18 protein-coding genes are annotated in these 19992 nt (G+C 42.7%); 14 read left to right on the plus strand and 4 right to left on the minus strand.

What is annotated here, in order from left to right:
- Positions 1 to 126: 126 nt before the first annotated feature.
- Together BLT41_RS04450 and BLT41_RS04455 are read right to left on the minus strand one after the other, a co-directional pair.
- The gene (locus tag BLT41_RS04450) at positions 127 to 1314 is read right to left on the minus strand and encodes a pyridoxal phosphate-dependent aminotransferase (RefSeq protein ID WP_092158637.1); all 1188 of its coding nucleotides are present in this window, start codon (positions 1312 to 1314) and stop codon (positions 127 to 129) included.
- A gap of 25 nt (positions 1315 to 1339) precedes the next feature.
- Entirely contained in the window at positions 1340 to 2896 is a 1557-nt protein-coding gene (locus BLT41_RS04455) for a DEAD/DEAH box helicase (protein ID WP_092158639.1), read from the minus strand.
- Positions 2897 to 3108: 212 nt separating this feature from the next.
- Here BLT41_RS04455 and BLT41_RS04460 point away from each other — a divergent pair, with 212 nt between their 5' ends.
- From BLT41_RS04460 to BLT41_RS17815, 5 genes are all read left to right on the plus strand, one after another.
- Positions 3109 to 3597, plus strand: a complete 489-nt coding sequence (locus BLT41_RS04460; protein ID WP_244512190.1) for a MauE/DoxX family redox-associated membrane protein — start codon at positions 3109 to 3111, stop codon at positions 3595 to 3597.
- A 23-nt stretch (positions 3598 to 3620) separates the two neighbouring features.
- Positions 3621 to 4148, plus strand: a complete 528-nt coding sequence (locus BLT41_RS04465; protein WP_092158641.1) for a rhodanese-like domain-containing protein — start codon at positions 3621 to 3623, stop codon at positions 4146 to 4148.
- Between the two features lie 39 nt (positions 4149 to 4187).
- Positions 4188 to 4727, plus strand: coding sequence for an RHS repeat domain-containing protein (locus tag BLT41_RS04470; RefSeq protein WP_092158643.1), 540 nt, complete (start codon positions 4188 to 4190; stop codon positions 4725 to 4727).
- A gap of 72 nt (positions 4728 to 4799) precedes the next feature.
- Positions 4800 to 5375: a hypothetical protein gene (locus BLT41_RS04475; protein WP_092158645.1), complete on the plus strand. Its 576-nt coding sequence runs from the start codon at positions 4800 to 4802 to the stop codon at positions 5373 to 5375.
- Positions 5376 to 5377: 2 nt separating this feature from the next.
- Entirely contained in the window at positions 5378 to 5503 is a 126-nt protein-coding gene (locus tag BLT41_RS17815; protein WP_211477647.1) for an RHS repeat-associated core domain-containing protein, read from the plus strand.
- Here the strand turns inward: BLT41_RS17815 and BLT41_RS04485 are convergent.
- The gene (locus tag BLT41_RS04485; protein WP_092158649.1) at positions 5500 to 6612 is read right to left on the minus strand and encodes a response regulator; all 1113 of its coding nucleotides are present in this window, start codon (positions 6610 to 6612) and stop codon (positions 5500 to 5502) included. The genes BLT41_RS17815 and BLT41_RS04485 overlap by 4 nt on opposite strands.
- A gap of 398 nt (positions 6613 to 7010) precedes the next feature.
- On the opposite strand from BLT41_RS04485, the gene ald reads away from it, so the two are divergent.
- The 3 genes from ald to BLT41_RS04500 all read left to right on the plus strand — a co-directional run bounded on the left by ald (position 7011) and on the right by BLT41_RS04500 (position 11003).
- The gene (gene ald / locus BLT41_RS04490) at positions 7011 to 8117 is read left to right on the plus strand and encodes an alanine dehydrogenase (RefSeq protein WP_092158651.1); all 1107 of its coding nucleotides are present in this window, start codon (positions 7011 to 7013) and stop codon (positions 8115 to 8117) included.
- Between the two features lie 222 nt (positions 8118 to 8339).
- Positions 8340 to 10157: a PAS domain-containing sensor histidine kinase gene (locus BLT41_RS04495; RefSeq protein WP_170830303.1), complete on the plus strand. Its 1818-nt coding sequence runs from the start codon at positions 8340 to 8342 to the stop codon at positions 10155 to 10157.
- 90 nt (positions 10158 to 10247) lie between these two features.
- The gene (locus BLT41_RS04500; protein WP_092158654.1) at positions 10248 to 11003 is read left to right on the plus strand and encodes an OmpA/MotB family protein; all 756 of its coding nucleotides are present in this window, start codon (positions 10248 to 10250) and stop codon (positions 11001 to 11003) included.
- A 90-nt stretch (positions 11004 to 11093) separates the two neighbouring features.
- Here BLT41_RS04500 and BLT41_RS04505 read toward each other — a convergent pair whose 3' ends face one another.
- On the minus strand, positions 11094 to 11498 hold the full coding sequence (locus tag BLT41_RS04505; RefSeq protein ID WP_092158656.1) for a Ros/MucR family transcriptional regulator: 405 nt from the start codon (positions 11496 to 11498) through the stop codon (positions 11094 to 11096).
- 315 nt (positions 11499 to 11813) lie between these two features.
- On the opposite strand from BLT41_RS04505, the gene BLT41_RS04510 reads away from it, so the two are divergent.
- The 6 genes from BLT41_RS04510 to sppA all read left to right on the plus strand — a co-directional run bounded on the left by BLT41_RS04510 (position 11814) and on the right by sppA (position 19958).
- Complete coding sequence (locus BLT41_RS04510; protein ID WP_092158657.1) at positions 11814 to 14294, plus strand: glycogen/starch/alpha-glucan phosphorylase; 2481 nt, start codon at positions 11814 to 11816, stop codon at positions 14292 to 14294.
- A 206-nt stretch (positions 14295 to 14500) separates the two neighbouring features.
- On the plus strand, positions 14501 to 15229 hold the full coding sequence (locus BLT41_RS04515; RefSeq protein WP_092158658.1) for an AMIN domain-containing protein: 729 nt from the start codon (positions 14501 to 14503) through the stop codon (positions 15227 to 15229).
- Between the two features lie 214 nt (positions 15230 to 15443).
- On the plus strand, positions 15444 to 16205 hold the full coding sequence (pstB, locus tag BLT41_RS04520) for a phosphate ABC transporter ATP-binding protein PstB (protein ID WP_092158659.1): 762 nt from the start codon (positions 15444 to 15446) through the stop codon (positions 16203 to 16205).
- A 64-nt stretch (positions 16206 to 16269) separates the two neighbouring features.
- On the plus strand, positions 16270 to 16935 hold the full coding sequence (gene phoU / locus BLT41_RS04525; RefSeq protein ID WP_092158660.1) for a phosphate signaling complex protein PhoU: 666 nt from the start codon (positions 16270 to 16272) through the stop codon (positions 16933 to 16935).
- Between the two features lie 403 nt (positions 16936 to 17338).
- The gene (locus tag BLT41_RS04530; RefSeq protein WP_092158661.1) at positions 17339 to 19087 is read left to right on the plus strand and encodes a 30S ribosomal protein S1; all 1749 of its coding nucleotides are present in this window, start codon (positions 17339 to 17341) and stop codon (positions 19085 to 19087) included.
- Positions 19074 to 19958 (plus strand): signal peptide peptidase SppA, encoded by an 885-nt coding sequence (sppA, locus tag BLT41_RS04535; RefSeq protein ID WP_092158662.1) that lies wholly within the window; start codon positions 19074 to 19076, stop codon positions 19956 to 19958. The genes BLT41_RS04530 and sppA overlap by 14 nt, the downstream gene beginning before the upstream one ends.
- Positions 19959 to 19992: the final 34 nt, after the last annotated feature.

Below are 19992 nucleotides of genomic sequence, written 5' to 3' on the forward strand. Positions count from 1 at the left end.
CGACTGGCGATGAGATCTAAATGATATTTTTTTTGCTGGAAGGGATTTGTATAGATATGACTGTCTTTTATCAAGAAAAAAAAGAGGGGAGACTTTTATAGTCTCCCCTCTTTTTAAGTTAGCTGATTAAAACTGTGCGATGGCTTTTTTGAACCCTTCGGTTGAGCGTTCGATTACGTTTACGCCTACGCAGAAAGCGAGTCTGAAGTATCCGGGGAAGCCGAAGCCTGTTCCGGGTACTGCGAGAATTTTTTCTTCCTGAAGAGCGGCGCAGAATTTTACATCATCGCCACCCGGAGCTTCGGGGAAGAAGTAGAATGCACCTTTTGGCAATGTGTAGGAATATCCCGCATCATCAAGGACTTTAGCCATTGCGTCGCGTCTTTCAAGGTAGATTTTTTTATCAACCTGAGCGCCGAGTGCTTTTTCAAGCAGCTTTTGTCCGACAGCCGGAGCATTTACAAAGCCGAGAATGCGATTGGCGAGAACCAGTCCTGCGAGCAGGGTCTGTTTTTCAGGCATTTCCGGGTTGATAAGTGCGTAACCGATTCTTTCTCCAGCCAGAGAAAGGTTTTTGGAAAAAGAACTTACCACGACACTGTACGGATACAGCGGTAAAATGGAAGGTACTTCTACGCCGTCAAATGCGAGGAATCTATATGGCTCGTCGGCAACCAGAAAGATAGGTCTTTCGCGGCCGGCGTTGGCTTTTTTAAGGATATCTGTGAGCTTTTCAAGATCTTCTTTTGAGTAAACAACACCTGTGGGGTTGTTCGGGGAATTGATAAGCACAACACGGGTTTTCTCGTTGATGGCTTTTTCGATTCCTTCAAAGTCCAGCTCAAAAGTAAGCGGTTTGGAAGGAACTGTTACCAGTTCTCCGCCGTAGTTCTGTGCGTAGAATCCGTATTCCACAAAGTAAGGAGCCGGGCATAAAATCTGATCGCCCGGATTAAGAATGGAGCGATAGAGAGCATTGATTGCTCCTGCTGCTCCGCAGGTAATAATTAGATCACTTCCTTCAACAGGAACACCTTGTTCTTGCGAAACTGTTTTTGCCAGTTTTTCGCGCAAAGAAGGGTAACCGAAGTTCGGCATGTATCCAAATGCAAAAGGTTCTCCTGCACATTCGGCCAGTTCTTTGAGGCCGTCAGCAATAGCTGCCGGAGCTGGAACGTCTGGATTGCCGAGAGAGAAGTCACATACTGCGTCTTCACCGAATTTTTTCTTTAGGACCATTCCGGTTTCGAACATTTTGCGAATCCAGGATGAGCTGTCAAGGTATCCTTCTACCTGACTTGAGAGCAATTTCATCTTCTATTCTCCGAATATTTTTCTGTTAGTATCTACGGTTTCCACCAGAATTTCTGCCTTGTGGTCTACCACCTTTGCCGGGGCCTCCGGGCCTGTTGCCGGACTGAGGAGGCCTTTTCGCAGGACGTGGCCTGTTACCGCTTGTATCCTGTCCTTCGGACGGAGGCTGCGGCGGGCGGGCGTGGAGCGAGTTTTGATACAGTTCGTCCATGAGCATCCCAACCAAGGTGCATTGCTCATCATCTTGCGCAAGCTGGCGAACAAGTTCTTTGTAACGGTTGATGCGTTCTTTTTCAAGAATAGTTGTTGAGCGGTATTTGGCTTCCAGAATGGTGGTAAGCCGTTCATTGATAGTCTTCAGAATTTCTTTGTCATCCGGCAGGGTGCGGCAGTCAAAATTTATACTGTAAGTTGTCGCAATTCTCTGCAACTCCAGTTTTTGAATAACGTCTACAAGAGAAATCGCGATTCCCGATGATCCTGCTCGTCCTGTGCGTCCGGCCCTGTGAATGTAAGATTCTTTTTCTTCGGGTGGTTCATACAGAATAACGTGAGACAGGTCTGGAACGTCAATTCCGCGTGCAGCAATGTCCGTTGCCACGAGAAATTTAATTTTACCGGACCTGAGGTCTCCAAGAATGCTTTCACGTTTGTTTTGTGAAAGGTCGGAGGTCAAATCTCCGGCGTTGAATCCGAAGTTGTTCAGCACTGCTGTTACGAAATTTACGTTGGCTTTGGTGTTACAGAAAATGATAGCCGAGGTGGGATTTTCCATCTCCAGTACTCGCATGAGCTGTCTTTCGCGGCCCATAGCTGGAACTTCGTAATATGCGTGTTCAATTTCTGCTACATGGACATGTTTGCTGCTCAGGCTCAGCAACTGAGGCTTGTACATGAACTCTTTTGATAACCGCAGCACGTGCTCAGGGAAGGTCGCTGAAAACATGTATGCGCTGATCGGGCGACGGGGCAGATATGATTTTACCTGCTGCATGTCGGGATAAAAACCGATGGAAAGCATGCGGTCCGCTTCATCAAAGATAAGTGTTTTCAGGTCATTCAGGGAGAATGTCCTTCTCATCAAATGGTCAAGAATTCGGCCCGGGGTACCCACAACCATGTGTGCGCCCTTTTCCAATTGTTCTTTCTGTCTGCCGTAGCCGACTCCGCCGTATACGGAAAGAACCCGGAGTCCTGAACCTTCGAAAATTATTTCAGCTTCACGTTCAACCTGTCTGGCAAGTTCCCTTGTAGGAACGAGGATCAAAGCCTGTGTGCGATTAAGTGACGGGTCGAGTTTTTCAAGCAGCGGCAGGACAAATGCGCCTGTTTTCCCGCTTCCTGTTCTTGCCTGAACCATCAGGTCTATTCTGTCTAATTGATAAGGAAGGGATTTTGATTGAACCGGGGTCAGGCTGTCCCATCCGGTTTTTTCCAGCGCTTTTTTTATTGAATTAGGCAGGTCTTCTATGGCGATTTCTTTAAGGGCCTCTTCTGGCTCAACCACTTTGTCAGGTTCTTGATGGGCATAGTCGTTTTTTAGTTCATCGCCCACGGGGTGGTCGTCTTTTGAATTTTTCATATTCTTTTATCCTATAATATTTATGATGTAACCTTTATTACTTAAGCTAGAATAACACATTTGTGCAAAGGGTATTTTGGACGCAAAAAGTTGCTATAAGTTCAGACTATGGAATGTTCCTTTTGTAATAGTTTATAACGATTTGATTTGAATCACTTAGTAAGGATAGTGATGGAACATTAAATTATTGTTCAGTGGGTAAAGGAGCACTAATGGGGAAGGCGAAAATATTTGGAAAGCTTATGTCTGAGCAGGCTTATTTGATTATCAGATGTCTTCTTGCCGTTGTATTTTTTTATGCAGGGGCAACAAAGATTATGGATACTAATGGTTTTGCAACGGTCATCAGCGGATATGGGTTACTGCCTGATTCTCTGGTCGGTTTGTCCGCAATAGTTCTTCCCGTGGCGGAAATATTAATTGCGACTGCGCTTGTCTGGGATCTTAAAGGGTCTTTATTTCTCTACTCGATTCTGCTGCTCGTCTTTATGGGCGTCCTTGCTCACGGAATAAATATGGGACTTGATGTCGATTGCGGTTGTTTTGCTCCGGGGGATGCAGAAGGCGAAGCGTATCATTCACTTCGCGAAGCTCTTTTCAGAGATCTGTTTTTATTCTCCGGCTGTGTATATCTTTATTGGCTTAGGGGAGCGAAAGATTACAGACCTAGATCGATTTTTGCTTTTATTTCAAAAAAATAAAAATTGTTTTTGGAGGTTTTTCAATGAAATTTGTAAGAAATGTTTTTTCACTTGCCGCAGTATGCGCATTGATGTTTTCACTGGTCGGCTGTCTAGGCAGTGATAAATTTGAGCAGGAAGTTTCAAAAGAAACAGGCGCAATCAAACTTGTTCGTGAAATACAGCGCGGTGATTACGATGTGATCTCAACTGCTGAACTTAAGGCTCTTCTGGATAGTAAAGCGGAAGTGCTCGTTATCGACACCATGCCGTATGAAGCCAGCTATAAAAAAGAACATGTTCCCGGCGCAAAACAGTTCCTCTTCCCGATTCCTGATATGGATGAATGGGACGTGACCAAAACTGACGGCAAAACTCAGGAACAGTTTGTCGAAATGCTTGGACCTGATAAAGATAAAGAAATCGTTGTTTATTGTGGATTCGTTAAATGTTCCCGCAGTCATAATGGTGCAGCATGGGCTAAAAAGCTCGGCTACACCAACGTGAAAAGATACCCCGGTGGTATTTTCGCATGGAAAGGTGCTAAGTACCCTGTTGGGTCTGTTAAATAACATCCTTTAGTCTGAATTGTTTTATAGCCTCGACGCATTATGTGTCGGGGCTTTTTTTTTGGCGATCCCGTTGTAGTCTTCATGGTTGCGGATGAAAGGGGTAATGAGGTAAAGCGAATTATATATGATTCGTTTGGTAATTTGCTATTCGATAGTAATGAAAAGTTTGATACTTGCGTGGGTTTTTCCGCAGGTCTGGCCGATAAAGATACTGGCTTGGTTCACTTCGGATATCGTGAATATGATCCCGCCATCGGTAGATTCATAACTCCTGACCCAATCGGCTTCGCTGGCGGGGATGTGGATGTTTATGGGTATTGTCTTGATGATCCTATTAATTTTGTGGATCGGACGGGATTGATGGGTTATGTGCCAAGGATAGCTCAATGTGGTTCTGCTATAGTAAATACTTTAGATCCAAGTAGGCCTTCGTGGCAAGGTGCAGCCCTAAATCTTGTTGTGGATGCTGTTAAAAATCAAGATCTCGATGAAAATATTAAGAAAATACAAGAAGGACGATTCAAGAAGAGAGAACGTAGGCCAGTAAGGACTGATCTGAGGAAAAGTAAAAATAAATAAATGTGATCTCTTAGGCTGCGGGGGCTTCTCCCGCAGCCTATAGGTTTAATAAGGAAATGGAGATATGTCGAAATGAAAGGATATTACTTGTTTTATAGGGATCAGTTGTACATTTGGACAATAGTTGCTTCAATTCTCTTTCTCATGGGAAATCTCATTGGTAGAGGAGTGCTATTTGTCTTATTTTTTTGTGTAATTCTTTCCCCATTCCTTTTATCTGGCGTGCACCAATCTTTTATATCTTATTTAAAAAGTATGTTCACTTCTGTGGGATTAGTGAGAATGTTAATTCTCTCATTATCAGTGCTTTTTATTGTTGAGTCAGTTTTTTTGTTTGTTTGTATTGATTATTTTTTTGATGGCAACACAAACTTCAAAGATATAGTAAAATCATTTTTCTGGGTTGGCGTTTGGGCAATCAGTTTGACTTTTATTTACAGGAAAAAACTGATGCTAAAAGTAAATGACGAAGGAATAATTATTGCTGTTCTTACGTTGATTCTGGGATTCATATTGCAGTCTATAGGTTTAGGATACATTTACTCGTCAGCAAGCTATTTTGGATCGCCGATGAGTGTTATTTTAGATTGTTTTTGTATTGGTAATTTTATTTATATTTTGAATAGTTCTTTACGTTTTAAACAGTAATTTTGTGGACCGGACAGGATAAAGACACGGGCCTCATTCACTTTGGATATCGTGAATATGATCCCACCATCGGCAGATTCATAACCTTCGATCCAATCGGCTTAGCTGGCAGAGCTTTTTTTATTTAAGCCTCAACAGCAATAAGTATCCCCTCCGGTGTAGCCTTGCCTTTCAGCAGCATTTCTCCAGCAGCCTGACATGCTGTTTCAATATCTACCCCCGCAGAAAGTTCACACGCTTCTTTCAGTTCTTTTATTCCTTTACCTGTGGAATCGAACGCGGACAGCATTTCTCTACTATATATAAATAGTCGGCTGTTTTTTTTCATTTCGAAAGTTGAGCAGGGGAGTAACCCTTTTCCCAGTTCGCCTAGCTGTCCGCTTTGGGGTTCAATGAAAACAGTTGATCCGTCAGGTTGCAGCAATATGGCCGGAAGTGATCCCGCATTTACCAGAGTCAGTGAGTCGGTTTCACTATTTATATGAGCATATATCCCGTCAATTTTCATCATTTGATTAATGTCTAGCCGGAATGTTTCGCGTAGTGCAATCCCGACATTTCTGAAAGTTTCAGCAGGAGTATAGAGTGGCCCTGTGTTAAGGGATAAAGCCTTTCTGATGGTGTTCGCTGTTCTGTTGTCCAGTTGCGGAGGAGTGAAATTCAGCAGCAGAATACTTTCAGATTTATTGGGCAGAATGACAGATTCATAAAGGAATGTTTTTGATTTTTCTTGTTTTGCCGGGAATATCGACTTGTTTTTTCTGTGCGGGGAGTTTTCTTCGTGAGCAGGTAAGGCTGAGTTCCGCACTAAAAGTTCTGCTTGATTATTCATCATGAACTTATCGCTTGCGGCTATTTTTAAATGTAGTCTTATTCTGTGTAAAACTTCTCTATACTCGAAAGGTTTTGTAATAAAATCTACGGCTCCGGCATCAAATCCTTTTTGGGTGCTTTTTGCATCATCCAGAGCAGTTAAAAAAATAATCGGAATCTCGGAAGTTTCAGGCGACAGGCGCAAAATGGTTGCGCATTCGAAACCTGTTTCCCCCGGCATCATGATATCCAGTAATATAAGGTCTGGTTGATTTTTTACGGCGAGCTCAATGCCTGTTCTCCCGTTGTTTGCTGTAACAATTTTGTAGCCCTGCTGACGAAGAACCAATTCAAGAAATTCCAGATTGAAAGGTTCGTCATCAATGATCAAAATTTTCGGTATATAGTTTGGCTTTAAGGACATTGTTGTGAACCCTTTGCGGATATTTGTTTGATGTTAAGGTTGTTATTCTATATAACAATAAAAAATAGAATAAAAATCTTTAAACAGCTTTGAAATAGTACATTATTTTCAATTCTTTGTTGCCAGAAAACCCCATCAGGGTAAGTATGTGTTTACTCTGTGAGTGCTGTCTTTAGAGTTTTGTACGTTGCATGGTAATCGATTCAGTTTACACGGTAACAGTACATCAATAAAGCTTAGGTTTGCAGAAAGATTTATGTGAAAATTCGAAAGCAACGGGTTTGATTCTTTTGTTGTACGGAGTTTCTTTCGTTGCATGGTTCATTGGTGCATAATGACTTATGGAGTCATGCTGCATAAGGTTTTATCATAACGTATATTCCCCGGGAGTTGATGAAATGCTTATTGGTATTCCTAAAGAAGTTAAAACTATGGAAAACAGGGTCTCAATGACTCCTGGAGCAGTTGAAAGTCTTGTCCGTCGCGGTCATACCGTTGTTGTTGAAAAAGAAGCCGGCATTGGAAGTGGACTTCCGGATGACGAGTATCTTTCTGCCGGTGCTAAGATGGTCACGGCTGATGAAGCCTGGGCTGCTGAAATGGTCATCAAAGTTAAAGAACCAATTGCTTCTGAATATAAATATCTCCGAAAAGGTCTTTTGCTTTTTACATATCTCCACCTCGCCGCTGACAGAGCTCTTACCGATATCCTTCTTGAGAGCGGAACCACCGGCATTGCATACGAAACAGTTCAGCTTCCCGACCGTTCGCTCCCTTTGCTCACTCCTATGAGTGAAGTTGCAGGCCGTATGGCTGCTCAGGAAGGCGCTCTGCATCTTGAAAAACCTAAAGGAGGCAGAGGTGTTCTTTTGGGCGGGGTTCCGGGAGTTGCTCCTGCAAATGTAATGATTCTCGGTGGCGGTGTTGTTGGAACCAATGCTGCTAAAATCGCTGCGGGCATGGGCGCAAGAGTTACTATTTTTGACGTAAGCCATTCAAGACTTCAGTATCTTGATGATATCTTCAACGGTAGAGTTACAACCATGACTTCTACCGAGCCTAACATTCGCGCTGCAGTTATGCTGGCGGATCTTGTAATCGGTGCGGTTTTGATTCCGGGGGCCAAGGCTCCTAATCTGATTACCCGCGGTATGCTTTCAACAATGAAAGAAGGGGCCGTGATTGTTGACGTGGCAGTTGATCAGGGCGGATGTGTTGAAACCATCAAGGCTACGACTCACACTGATCCCACTTATGTGGTTGATGGTGTTATTCATTACGGCGTAGCAAATATGCCCGGAGCTGTTCCCAGAACTTCTACCTTCGCTCTGGTTAATCAGACACTGCCTTATGCAATGCTGCTTGCTGATAAGGGGCTTGATGCTTTGCGTGCCAATAATTCATTAAAACTCGGGCTTAATACTATAGATGGTAAGCTTACCTTCGCAGCGGTTGGCGAGGCTTTCGGGCTGGAAACAATTACTCCTGATGAGGCTCTTGCTTAATTTTATTGATTAATATGTTTTTAGTAATCTTTAGGGATTACGTGGAAATGGAGGTGAAAGCAGATGCTTTCACCTCTTTTTTTTGTCCTTTTAAATTTGGAAAGATTTAATTCAGTTGAACAAATTTAATTAGAAGTCTTTTGTTTTATTTGTATGGATGATAACTTTAACTATATTTTTGAGTTTTAGATTCTTTATATTGGCAGAAATATGGAGGAAGGCATGACCATACGGACAGGGGTTACTGGAAAACATTTGTTGTATGCCTTTGCTTTGGTAATATTTTTATTTTGGATTGGTGAAAGTCTTTTTGAGTTTATTTGGTTTAACCCCGAAGGGAAAAGTTTTACTTCACAGTTACTTCCGCTTCATAATTCACATGAAATGTTTATGCGGGTAATGACATCCTTTACATTCTTAGTATGCGGATTTGTTGTTTCAAGGATGTATAACAATCTTGCCGATTCAGAGAGTCAGGCTCGGGAAAGTGAAAATAATTTACGGATAACATTTGATTCAATCGGGGATGCTGTCATTGCAACCGATGTTGAAGGAAATATTGTACGAATGAATCCGGTTGCGGAAACATTAACCGGATGGGATTTTACTCAGGCTGAAGGTTCTGCTCTGACAGATGTAGTTAAGATGATAAATCCCAACACAAAGGGGCTGTCCGATAATCCGCTTGAGGGAGTCCTGCGGGATGGAGAAGTCCGGGAGCTTTCAAATCATACAATCTTGATTTCCAAGCAGGGAAAGAAATTTCATATAGCTGATTCCGCTGCCCCGATCAGACGGGATGACGGGGAAATGTCCGGAGCTGTTTTTGTCTTCAGAAATGTCACTGAACGATATAAAAATGAGGCAGAGCTTCGCAGTTTGCGTAATTATCTTTTTAATATCATTGATTCTATGCCGTCAGTTTTGCTTGGAGTTAGCGGTGACGGACAAGTGACTTTGTGGAATCGGGCCGCAGAGCAGGCAACCGGTATTTCTGCTGAAGCTGCGCAGGATAAAAAATTGTTAGAGATTTTCCCACGAATGGAAACGGAGATGGGCAGAATTTTTGAAAGTATCAGGTCGAAGGAAATAAGCCGGGAGCAAAAAAAGATTCGTCATTCGGAGACAGGGGTTTGCTATGAGGATGTGACAATCTTTCCTTTGGCGTCCAATGGGGCTGAAGGAGCTGAAGGTGCTGTGGTCCGGGTCGATGACGTGACAGAGCTTATCAGATTGGAACAGGCTATGATTCAGAATGAAAAGATGATGTCTGTCGGCGGGTTGGCGGCAGGAATGGCTCACGAAATAAATAATCCTCTGGCTGCAATATTAGGGCATACCCAGAATATTAATAATCGGGTTTTCGGGGATCTTGAGAAAAATGAGGAGATTGCTGTAGCATGTGATGTTTCTCTTCATAAGGTTAGGGAGTACTTAGAAAAACGGGGAGTCCCTAGGATGCTGGATGGAATTTATTCATCAAGCAGTCATGCTGCAAAAATTGTCAGTGATATGATCAGGTTCAGCCGTAAGACTGAAAGTAATATGGGGCGACACCACCTTTTTGAACTGTTGGAAGATACGTTGGAGTTGGCAGCAAATGATTATGATTTGAAGATGCATTATGATTTTCGCAAGATAGAAATTGTTCGTGAGTATGACAATAGCGTTCCTTCTCTTTATTGCGAAGGGAGTGAAATTCAACAAGTCTTTTTAAATATTCTCAAGAATGGCGCACAGTCTATGATGGAAAAAGAGTATCGCGGCGAGCATCCCCGGTTTATTCTCAGAGTTCGGAAAGAAGAGGATGTGGCTGTAGTTGAAATAGAAGACAATGGTCTAGGTATGGATGAAAATGTTATTAAACGAATTTTTGAGCCTTTTTATTCTACCAAAAAAGTGGGGCGAAGTTCCGGTCTCGGGTTGTCTGTCTCATATTTTGTTGTAACCGATCAGCACAATGGAAGCATGGAAGCACATTCTTTGCCCGGAAGCTGGGCGCGTTTTATTATTAAACTGCCGTTAGCCGTTGAGGTGTAGTTCTTTTGTCGTTTTTATACAGTCTTGCGGCTTCGTGTTTATTAGCATATTTATGATCTTCCTTTATCTTGAGAGACTCGGGGAGAGACAGTGGCTAAGAAAAAAGAAGAAGATATTATATATGTTATCGGTAAACCAGACACCGAACCGCCGCATGAAGAGGGGTTGCCTCCATGGATGGCCACTTTTGCCGATATGGTTACTTTATTGCTTTGTTTCTTTGTTCTTCTTTTGTCTTTTGCCAATCAGGATATTGCCAACTTTGAAAAACTGAAAGGTTCAATGAGAGATGCTTTCGGTGTGCAGTTTGAAGACAGAACAGGGCGTAAGGTTGCTTACTCTGAAAGTCCTTTTTCTGCCAGTTCCGAAAAAAAAGCGGCTAAAAAAGATATGGCGGCTTTGGAACTTGATATAAGAGCATTTATTAATGCCGGTAAGGTTTCAAAGCTTATGTCGGTAAATACTGATCAGCAGGGAGTTTTAGTTCGTGTCCCTTCCCGTGCCATTTTTAAGCCCGGAACGGCAACTCTGGCCCCCCGTATTTATAAAGTTCTGGATAAAATTTCGAGTATAATGAAGACAAAAAAATTTAATCTGGTAGTCAGAGGACATACAGATGACCGGGCTACACACAATAATGTTTATGATTCAAACTGGGAATTGTCCTCTGCCAGAGCAGCATCTTGTTTGAGGTATGTTTTGCAGAAATCAGGAGTTTCTCCGACTAGAGTCAAGGCTGTCGGTTATGCCGGGACAAAGCCTCTGGTTCCAAATACATCCGACCGTAACCGGGCAATTAATCGAAGGGTTGAGTATTATTACCAGCCTCCATCAAAAATTTGGTAATTAAGTGTTCAAAAGCCCGAAGTTCAACTCGCATAAGCGGGCATGAATTTCGGGCTTTTATTATAGCTGAGAGTCTCAGTTATATAAGATTTAATCTTCTACCTTTTTCCGCCTTTCCCAGAGCCGCATTTCTTTCATTTTTTTACGACGTTCGCGTTGAAGCGATTTACAGACTAAAGGCGTTTTTTTAGCATATCCCCATTTTTCCCGGTATTCTTCAGGCGTAATATCATATTTTGCAAGGTGTCTTTTGGTGAGAACTTTAAATGGTTTTCCAGATTCCAGACAGATGATAGTTTTTTCTCTGATCGCCTTCTTGGGATCCACCGGAGCAACCTGCGCAGTTGTAGAAGACTTTTCTGTCAGTCCTTCCCCTATTTGCATGATGCCGAATGCCAGTTTTTGAACCATGGATGTGATTTCATCTTCGGTCATGGTTCTGACGCTTGCTTGCGCTTTAACAATTTCAAGAGCTGCTTTTAAATGGTCTTCCATTCTCCCCCCCCTATGGTTTATCAATTGTGTTCTTCAAAGAAGGTTCCGGTTTTTGTAGTGTTTTAATAATACATAAAACAGGTTTTAGCCTATTTTAAAGATTATACCAGTTTAACATTATATACGCATAAAGGTGAAGAAGAATGTTAAAAAAGATTTGTATGCTGAACTAAATGTCAATTTGTATTGAATGATGTGTAAATATGAAAAAGTTAACTGCGTTGAAAATATAAAAACAATTTTTATTACTTTCTTATGAGTTGTGCGCTATATTGATACAATAATTCTATTTCTTGAAACCAGCGAGGTTGTATCATGTCGACAAAGGATTCCGACGTAGTATTAGAAGAAATGGGCGGACTGGACTCCGAATCATTAGTTGAAAGTATTTGTCAGCATCATCTTTCGAATCTTGGCAGGGATTACGGTAGATCTGACAAGTTTTCACTCTATCAGGCTTTGGCATATTCTCTGCGAGACAGGCTGGTGGGTAACTGGATAAAAACGCAACGCTCTTACTATAATCGCAGCGCAAAAAGCGTTTACTATCTTTCACTTGAATTTTTAGTGGGTAAATCTCTTACAAGTAATGCTATTAATCTCGGGATTGAAAAGGAAACAGAGGAAGCTCTTGGTAAATTCGGAGTTACGCTGGAAGATGCCGAAAGTGCAGAGGTGGATGCCGGACTCGGTAACGGCGGACTCGGAAGGCTTGCCTCATGTTTTCTTGATTCAATGGCTACACTCGGGATTCCGGGTTACGGATATGGAATAAGATACGAGTACGGAATTTTTAAACAAGCCATTGAAAACGGTGAACAGGTGGAACTGCCCGATGATTGGCTTCATTCGGGAAATCCGTGGGAGTTCCGCAGAAGGGGATTTGTTTTTACTATCGGGCTGTATGGCAGAGAAGAAAAGTATACTCATGACGATGGCTCTTTGAGGCATCGCTGGACCGATACGGCAAAAGTGATGGCAATGCCTGTGGATATGCTTATTCCGGGGTATAAAAACGGTAATGTAATAAATATGAGACTTTGGGAGGCCCAGCCTGCCAGAAGATTTAATCTCGATCTTTTCAACAGCGGTGACTACATCCGCTCAATGGAAGATGCTGTTAAGACGGAAACAATTTCCAAGGTGCTTTATCCGAGTGACAAACTCAGTGAAGGACGTGAGTTACGTTTAGTTCAGCAGTATTTCTTTGTTTCGGCAACTATTCAGGATATGCTTCGCCGGTTTGAGAAAATAAAACTGGACTTTTCAGAGCTTCCAAACAGGGCGGTGGTTCATTTAAATGAAACTCATCCGGCAATAGCTATACCTGAATTGATGCGTATTTTAATTGATGAACATATGCTCAACTGGGATCAGGCATGGAGAATCTGCCGGAGAACTTTCGCTTATACTAATCATACAGTAATGCCGGAAGCTCTTGAAAAATGGTCCCTTGATATGATGCGTAAGGTTCTTCCCCGCCATGTTTCGATCATTTTTGAAATTAACCGCCGTTTCCTTGAAGATGTAAAAAATTGTTTTCCGGGGGATGAGGAAAGGCTTTCCCGCATGTCCATAATTGAGGAAGGGGAATATCCGCAGGTCCGTATGGCCTGGCTTGCTGTGGTGGGGAGTTTTACCGTGAACGGAGTTTCGACTCTGCATGGAGAATTGATTAAGAAAAACATTTTTTATGATTTTGTTGAAATGTTTCCGGGAAGATTCACCTCGGTCACCAATGGAATTACTCCGCGCAGGTGGCTTAAACAATGCAATATTCCGCTTTCAGAATTGATAACGGAAAAGATAGGTAAGGGCTGGGTTACCGATTTATCAAGATTGCATCAGCTTGAGTCTCTGGCGGAAGATGAAGAGTTTCAGAATCGCTGGTATGATTGCAGGCTGAAGGCTAAAAAGAAACTCGTAGAATATGCTCAGAAGGAATACGGGTTGTATATGCCTGCCGACTGGATGTATGATGTTCAGGTGAAAAGAATTCACGAATATAAGCGGCAGGTGTTGAATGTTCTTCACGCGATTACTTTGTACTGTCGTCTGAAAAAAGATCCGTCGAGTGTGGCTGTGCCGAGAGTTAAGATCTTTGCGGGTAAGGCCGCTCCGGGATATTTTCTTGCCAAGCGGATTATCCGGCTGATTAACTCTGTCGGAGCAGTTATTAATTCCGATAGTGCAGTGAATCATAAACTGCGCATTGCTTTTTTGCCCAACTACAGGGTTTCACAGGCTGAGTATATTATTCCGGCCACAGACCTTTCCGAGCAGATTTCGCTTGCAGGAACAGAGGCTTCCGGTACCGGGAATATGAAATTTGCTCTTAACGGGGCTTTGACCATAGGAACCTTGGACGGGGCAAATATCGAAATTATGGAAGAAGTCGGTAGAGAGAATATCTTTATATTCGGTATGAATGCAGACGAAGTTGAAAAGCGTAAACACGAAGGTTATGTTTCCGGTGATGTTGTCGGGGGAGATTCAGAGTTGGCAGAGGCCCTCAATCTGCTCGCCGATGGAACTTTCTCTGAAGGTGATCGCGACTTCTTTGCCCCCATATTGGATTCTTTATTTGCCGAAGGAGATCAGTACATGACTCTGGCAGATTATAGAGCTTATGTTGATGCTCAGGATGCACTTGAGCAGATCTGGCTGGACCGTAAGAAGTGGCTTAAAATGTCCATTTTAAATACTGCTGGTTCGGGGCATTTCTCCAGCGACCGAGCTATAATGGAATATGCCACAAGTATATGGGGAGTTCACCCCATGGAAAAAGAATCGTAGACGGACATAATCGTTTTGTTAATTAGAGCCCGAAAGTGAAGTCCGTTATCGGTTTCATTTTCGGGCTTTTTTTTATGGAATCATATTAGTTCCAGCTACGTTGCAGGGAAAAAAATCTTGATTCGCATGAAGCTTTGCGTTCAACAGAAAATTCTCATATATTGCGTTTGCGAAATTTAATAAGATTGAAACTTAAAAGGATCATAATGTCTGTACGTCCTCTGACTATCGCTTTGCTTGTAGTACTCCTTCTGGTGACGGCTTCTTATGCTTTGTTCCATTTCGGAGTGCTTGATCCTTTTCTTTCCGGATATTCAGAAGTCAGTGACAAGAATGATAATACCGGTCCGGTTGTTCGCCATCCGGTGAGTAATCTTGTTTTGCCGTTGCCCTCCTCGAAACAGCAGGTTGCCCAGTCCGTGAATGGTTCTTCCGAGGTTGGTGCTGAAACAGAAACTGAAGCCGGGACTGACGTTGTTACCGAGGTTCAAAATGCTGGGGACACTCAGCCTGTGCAGGTTTCTGCTGTTAAAAAAGTTGCGGCAATAGCTGTTACAGAAGTTGCCCAAAAAGATGTCGCCCCAAAAAAGAGCAAAGTTGAAAAGGTCGTTGCCGGGACTCTTAGCCGTGTGAAACTTGATTGCTCGAGTGATTCCTTAACTTTGAAAATTTCTCTTTCACAGCCAAGCGACAGAATCACATGGTTTAATCTCAATGATCCTAAAAAGTTAATTGTGGATATTCGTGGACATTGGAAGAATTATGCAAAATCAATTTACAGATTAAAAGACTGTGCTGTCGAAAAGATTGTTCTCGGAGAGAATTCTGATAGATTTCGTCTTGTTTTTTATATTAACAAAAAAGATTTGCCCCTTAGAATCAGGCCCGCGATTAAAAAGCTTTCTGATGGGATAGAAATTAAAATTAAATTATAGTCTGAATATTTTTATTTTCCCTCCTCTTTTTTTCATATCTGTTGCCTCTCAACATTCTCTCCTTTCGATCAAATATTCTCGCGTAACTGAAATGTAACAAACGAGTCATTGCTTTGTAACGCTTGGCGGCTAGGTAGTTGTTGTCGCGCTGTTACGGAGATTCTTTGTTTGGCGCATATTGTGAGAAAGTCTTTTTAGAATGGAGAGTGTTCCAATGGGGCAAGCTGTTAAAATCGCTTCCAGACATCTAGATTTTTATTATGGAGACTTCAAAGCTCTTGAAGATATCTCTATGGATTTTGTTGAAAACAGAGTTACCTCGCTCATCGGGCCTTCCGGTTGCGGTAAGAGTACGTTTTTACGCTGTTTAAACAGAATGAATGATCTAATTCCCGGCACAAAAGTAGACGGGGAACTTACTCTGGATGATGAAAATATATATGCACAAGGTCTTGATGTAGTGACTTTGAGGAGACGCGTAGGAATGGTTTTTCAGAAACCGAATCCTTTTCCTAAGTCTATTTTTGAGAATGTTGCTTACGGGCTTCGTGTCAACGGCATTAAAGATAAAGAGTATCTGGCTGTAAAAGTCGAAGAAAGTTTGAAAGGCAGTGCTCTTTGGGATGAAGTTAAAGATCGGCTTCATGCTTCCGCATTGGGTCTTTCAGGCGGGCAGCAGCAGAGACTTTGTATTGCAAGAGCCTTGGCTGTAGAGCCTGAAATTCTGCTTATGGATGAACCTGCGTCTGCTCTTGATCCTATTGCTACTCAGAAGATCGAGGATTTGATTCACGAGCTTAAAAAGAAATTTACTATTATTATTGTCACTCACAGCATGCAGCAGGCAGCCAGAGTTTCCGACCGGACAGCCTTTTTCTATATGGGCCGACTGATTGAAACCGGCAAGACTGAAACAATGTTCACTAAGCCTAAAAACAAACAGACGGAAGATTATATCACCGGACGTTTCGGTTGATAATTGTAGCATGCGTGCGCTTGATGAGTTGTATTAATTTTAAGTTATTTTGAGGAGATATAGTATGGAGCAGCGTGGTCATTTCACCAAAAAAATGGATGATCTTAAAGTTCAGATTCTGCGTATGTCGAGCATGGCTGAAATCGCGATGCATAATTCGGTTAAAGCGCTTCTCGAGAATAATGCAGAGCTTGCTGAAGAAGTCATAATGAATGACATTAAAATTAATGAGTTGGAATGCGAACTTGATAAATTTAATATCGGATTACTGGCTTTAGATCAGCCTATGGCTAGAGATTTAAGATTCATTGTCGGGTCTATGCGTATCAGCAGCAACCTTGAAAGAATCGGAGATGAGGCAGTTAATCTTGCTCAGCGCAGTGTTTTTTTAAGCACCAGACCTCTTCTTCCTTTTAATCATAAGCTTGAGCAGATGACTGTGATTGCGAGAGATATGGTTACGCTGGCTGTAAAGGCTTTTGCGGATGAAGATCCCGTTCTTGCCGGAAAAGTTTGCGGTATGGATAATGATGCCGACAGCCTTAACTTAAGAATTTTAAAAGGTCTTATTGAAGACATGGTTTCTGAGACAAGACTAGTTGAAAGAGGTGTTCATTTGATAATGGCTTCAAACCACCTTGAACGTGTGGCGGATCAGGCAACAAACATTGCTGAATCTGTGATATTTATTGCTCAGGGAGTGGACATAAAACATCATTTCCGGGGCTGACTTAGGTCTGCTCATAGCAGAGTCTCTTTTGTTTTAAAAGCAAGGCCGGATTTATTCCGGCCTTGTTTAATTTGGAGTTGCCGTTGTTAAGATTTGAGTCTTCGGATTATGAAAGGAAGGCGAATTTTGTTTACATATGTATTTTTTTGGGATAGAAGCAGTTCTCTTAATCTCAAGAGGAAAATCCGCATAGTTGGTAGCCGCGAACAAAACGTTGTTGCCGATTGGATCAGCTCTTGAGAGACCCTTTTAGGGCATTAGGGATAAAGTGTGGCTTCAGAGCCAATGGTCAATTTGTGTATCGGCTGCCTCGGAACGCATGCTCAGGTTGATTTCAATGCACTTGTCTCATTTTAATATATGCCGAAATTTTGTCCGAGGACATCGTTGTTGGAGGTAACTTATGGAAAATAATGAAAACTTGAACTCCGAAATGGAGATGGACTTTGAGGCTGCCCTTGAAGACTATCTGAATGCCGATTTCGGAAACCTGGATGAAGGAAGTATTGTTGTCGGAGAAGTTGTTAAGGTTGATAAGGATTTCGTTCTTATTGATGTTAACTTCAAATCTGAAGGACAGATTGCTGCATCTGAATTCCTTGATGTTGATGGTGAGATGACCGTAAAGGTCGGTGACAAAGTTGACGTTTTTGTTTCAAACAAAAACGAAAACGAAGGAACCATCAATCTTTCCCGTGACAAAGCCAAACGCATGCAGCTCTTCGACAAACTCGAAGAAATGCAGGAAAATGAAGGCATTGTCGAAGGTAGAATCGTTCGCCGTATTAAAGGCGGTTACACTGTCGATCTAGACGGCGTTGAAGCGTTCCTACCTGGTTCCCACGTTGATCTTCGTCCCGTCCCTGATATGGACGCTCTCGTTGATCAGACATACGAATTTAAGATCCTTAAGATCAACCGTCGTCGCAGCAATGTTATCGTTTCAAGACGTGTTCTTCTCGAAGAACAGCGTAATGAAATGCGTTCCAAGCTGCTTGAAACTCTCGAAGAAGAGCAGACCATTATCGGTAAGGTTAAGAACATCACTGAATACGGTGTGTTCATCGACCTCGGCGGTCTCGACGGACTTCTCCATATTACCGACATGTCTTGGAAGCGTATTAAGCATCCTAAAGAAATGGTATCTCTCGGTGACGAACTTGAGCTTAGAGTTCTGAATTTTGACCAGGAAGGACAGAAAGTCTCTCTTGGACTCAAACAGCTCGTTCCAGATCCATGGGAAGATATCTCCGGTAAATACCCTGAAGGTTCCAAGTTCTCCGGCAAAGTTACTAACCTTGCTGATTACGGTGCTTTCGTGGAACTCGAAGCCGGTGTTGAAGGACTTGTTCACATTTCTGAAATGTCCTGGACCCGCAAACTCCGTCACCCTTCACAGATGGTACGTGTAGGCGACGAAGTTGACGTTATTGTTTTGGGTGTTGATCCCGACAAGAAGCGCATCTCTCTCGGTATGAAGCAAGTTAAGCCTAATCCTTGGGATGTTGTTGCAGAGAAGTTCCCTGAAGGAACTGTTCTTGAAGGCCAGATCAAAAATATCACTGAATTTGGTGTATTCATCGGTATCGAAGACGGTATTGACGGACTTATCCACGTTTCTGATATCTCCTGGACAAGAAAAGTACGTCACCCTTCAGAAGTTTACAGTGTTGGCGATTCCGTTCAGGCGAAAGTCCTCACTGTTGATAAAGAAAACGAAAAGTTCACCCTCGGCGTAAAGCAGCTCTCCGATGACCCATGGTCTCAGGTACCTTCTAAGTACCCCGTCGGCTGTACCCTTGAAGGACTTATCACCAATATCACTGACTTCGGTCTCTTTGTTGAGGTTGAAGAAGGTATTGAAGGCTTGGTTCACGTTTCTGAAATCTCTCATAAGAAGATCAAGAATCCTTCTGAGATGTTTAAAGAAGGCGTTACTATCCAGGCGAAAGTCATTCACGTCAGCGCTGATGAACGCAGACTCGGTCTGTCCATCAAACAGCTGAAAGAAGAAGACGACAAGCGTAAACCTAAAGAATTCCGTTCAGGCCCTGCTGATGCAGGTAACACTCTGGGCGAACTTCTTAGACAGAAGCTTGAAGATGCAACCGAAGCTAAAGCTGCAGCAGAGACTGAGGATGACGAATCCTAAGCTCAGTTTCTCTGTAAGGCATCCGTTTCTATTCGGTTTCAGCCTAGTTATAATGGCTGTGGTCCTCCTATGGGGGGCCGCAGCCTTTTTTAATGGGAAAGCAGGGCTTATGCTGGGAGCTGATTCAATCGGGATTGTCACGGTACAGGGAACTATTACAGACTCATTGCCCACGGTAAAATTTTTGCGTGAACTTCGTAAAGACGATTCAGTTAAAGGTGTTCTTTTGCGGGTTAATTCTCCGGGTGGAACCATTGCTCCGTCACAGGAATTATATCTTGCGGTAAAGCGTTTTGCAGAAGTTAAGCCTATCGTTGCGTCTTTCGGAACTGTTGCGGCGTCCGGCGGATATTACGCTGCGGCCCCGGCAACTCAGATTATTGCGAACTCCGGTTCAATTACCGGAAGTATCGGTGTTAAGGCCGAGTATGCGAGTTTCAGAAAGTTGATGGACAGAGTCGGCATTAAGCCTATTATGATCACCAGCGGTGCTCTGAAAGGTGCAGGATCTCCATTCACTGAATTGACTCCGGAGCAGCATGAATATCTCGTGGGGCTCATTATGGACATGCACAATCAGTTCGTAAGTGATGTTGCTACAGCTCGTAAACTTGATCGAAAAGAAGTTGAGAAAATTGCAGACGGAAGAGCTATTACCGGGCGCGAGGCAAAAGAGTTAGGTCTTGTTGACAGAATCGGCGGATTCGAAGACTCGATCACAGTTTTAAAAGCTCTTTGCGGTATAGAAGGTGACGTTGCTGTCAGGGAAGGCCCTGAAAAAGATGAGCCATTTATTAAGGAAATATTAGGCATGTTAGGGCTTAAGCCTTCCGGCTCTTTTTCTGGCGACGGTTTTACCTTTTCATATTAGTTATTCAACTTGTAAATTATATCTTAAGCAGACT

The sequence above is a fragment of the Maridesulfovibrio ferrireducens genome (assembly GCF_900101105.1).
In the GTDB taxonomy this organism is placed as follows: domain Bacteria; phylum Desulfobacterota; class Desulfovibrionia; order Desulfovibrionales; family Desulfovibrionaceae; genus Maridesulfovibrio; species Maridesulfovibrio ferrireducens.

What these genes read in the sequence shown, in the direction of transcription:
- BLT41_RS04450 (WP_092158637.1), bottom strand. Translation starts at nt 1,314, where the DNA reads ATGAAATTGCTCTCAAGTCAGGTAGAAGGATACCTTGACAGCTCATCC.
- BLT41_RS04455 (WP_092158639.1), bottom strand. Translation starts at nt 2,896, where the DNA reads ATGAAAAATTCAAAAGACGACCACCCCGTGGGCGATGAACTAAAAAAC.
- BLT41_RS04460 (WP_244512190.1), top strand. Translation starts at nt 3,109, where the DNA reads ATGGGGAAGGCGAAAATATTTGGAAAGCTTATGTCTGAGCAGGCTTAT.
- BLT41_RS04465 (WP_092158641.1), top strand. Translation starts at nt 3,621, where the DNA reads ATGAAATTTGTAAGAAATGTTTTTTCACTTGCCGCAGTATGCGCATTG.
- BLT41_RS04470 (WP_092158643.1), top strand. Translation starts at nt 4,188, where the DNA reads ATGTGTCGGGGCTTTTTTTTTGGCGATCCCGTTGTAGTCTTCATGGTT.
- BLT41_RS04475 (WP_092158645.1), top strand. Translation starts at nt 4,800, where the DNA reads ATGAAAGGATATTACTTGTTTTATAGGGATCAGTTGTACATTTGGACA.
- BLT41_RS04485 (WP_092158649.1), bottom strand. Translation starts at nt 6,612, where the DNA reads ATGTCCTTAAAGCCAAACTATATACCGAAAATTTTGATCATTGATGAC.
- ald (WP_092158651.1), top strand. Translation starts at nt 7,011, where the DNA reads ATGCTTATTGGTATTCCTAAAGAAGTTAAAACTATGGAAAACAGGGTC.
- BLT41_RS04495 (WP_170830303.1), top strand. Translation starts at nt 8,340, where the DNA reads ATGACCATACGGACAGGGGTTACTGGAAAACATTTGTTGTATGCCTTT.
- BLT41_RS04505 (WP_092158656.1), bottom strand. Translation starts at nt 11,498, where the DNA reads ATGGAAGACCATTTAAAAGCAGCTCTTGAAATTGTTAAAGCGCAAGCA.
- BLT41_RS04510 (WP_092158657.1), top strand. Translation starts at nt 11,814, where the DNA reads ATGTCGACAAAGGATTCCGACGTAGTATTAGAAGAAATGGGCGGACTG.
- BLT41_RS04515 (WP_092158658.1), top strand. Translation starts at nt 14,501, where the DNA reads ATGTCTGTACGTCCTCTGACTATCGCTTTGCTTGTAGTACTCCTTCTG.
- pstB (WP_092158659.1), top strand. Translation starts at nt 15,444, where the DNA reads ATGGGGCAAGCTGTTAAAATCGCTTCCAGACATCTAGATTTTTATTAT.
- phoU (WP_092158660.1), top strand. Translation starts at nt 16,270, where the DNA reads ATGGAGCAGCGTGGTCATTTCACCAAAAAAATGGATGATCTTAAAGTT.
- BLT41_RS04530 (WP_092158661.1), top strand. Translation starts at nt 17,339, where the DNA reads ATGGAAAATAATGAAAACTTGAACTCCGAAATGGAGATGGACTTTGAG.
- sppA (WP_092158662.1), top strand. Translation starts at nt 19,074, where the DNA reads ATGACGAATCCTAAGCTCAGTTTCTCTGTAAGGCATCCGTTTCTATTC.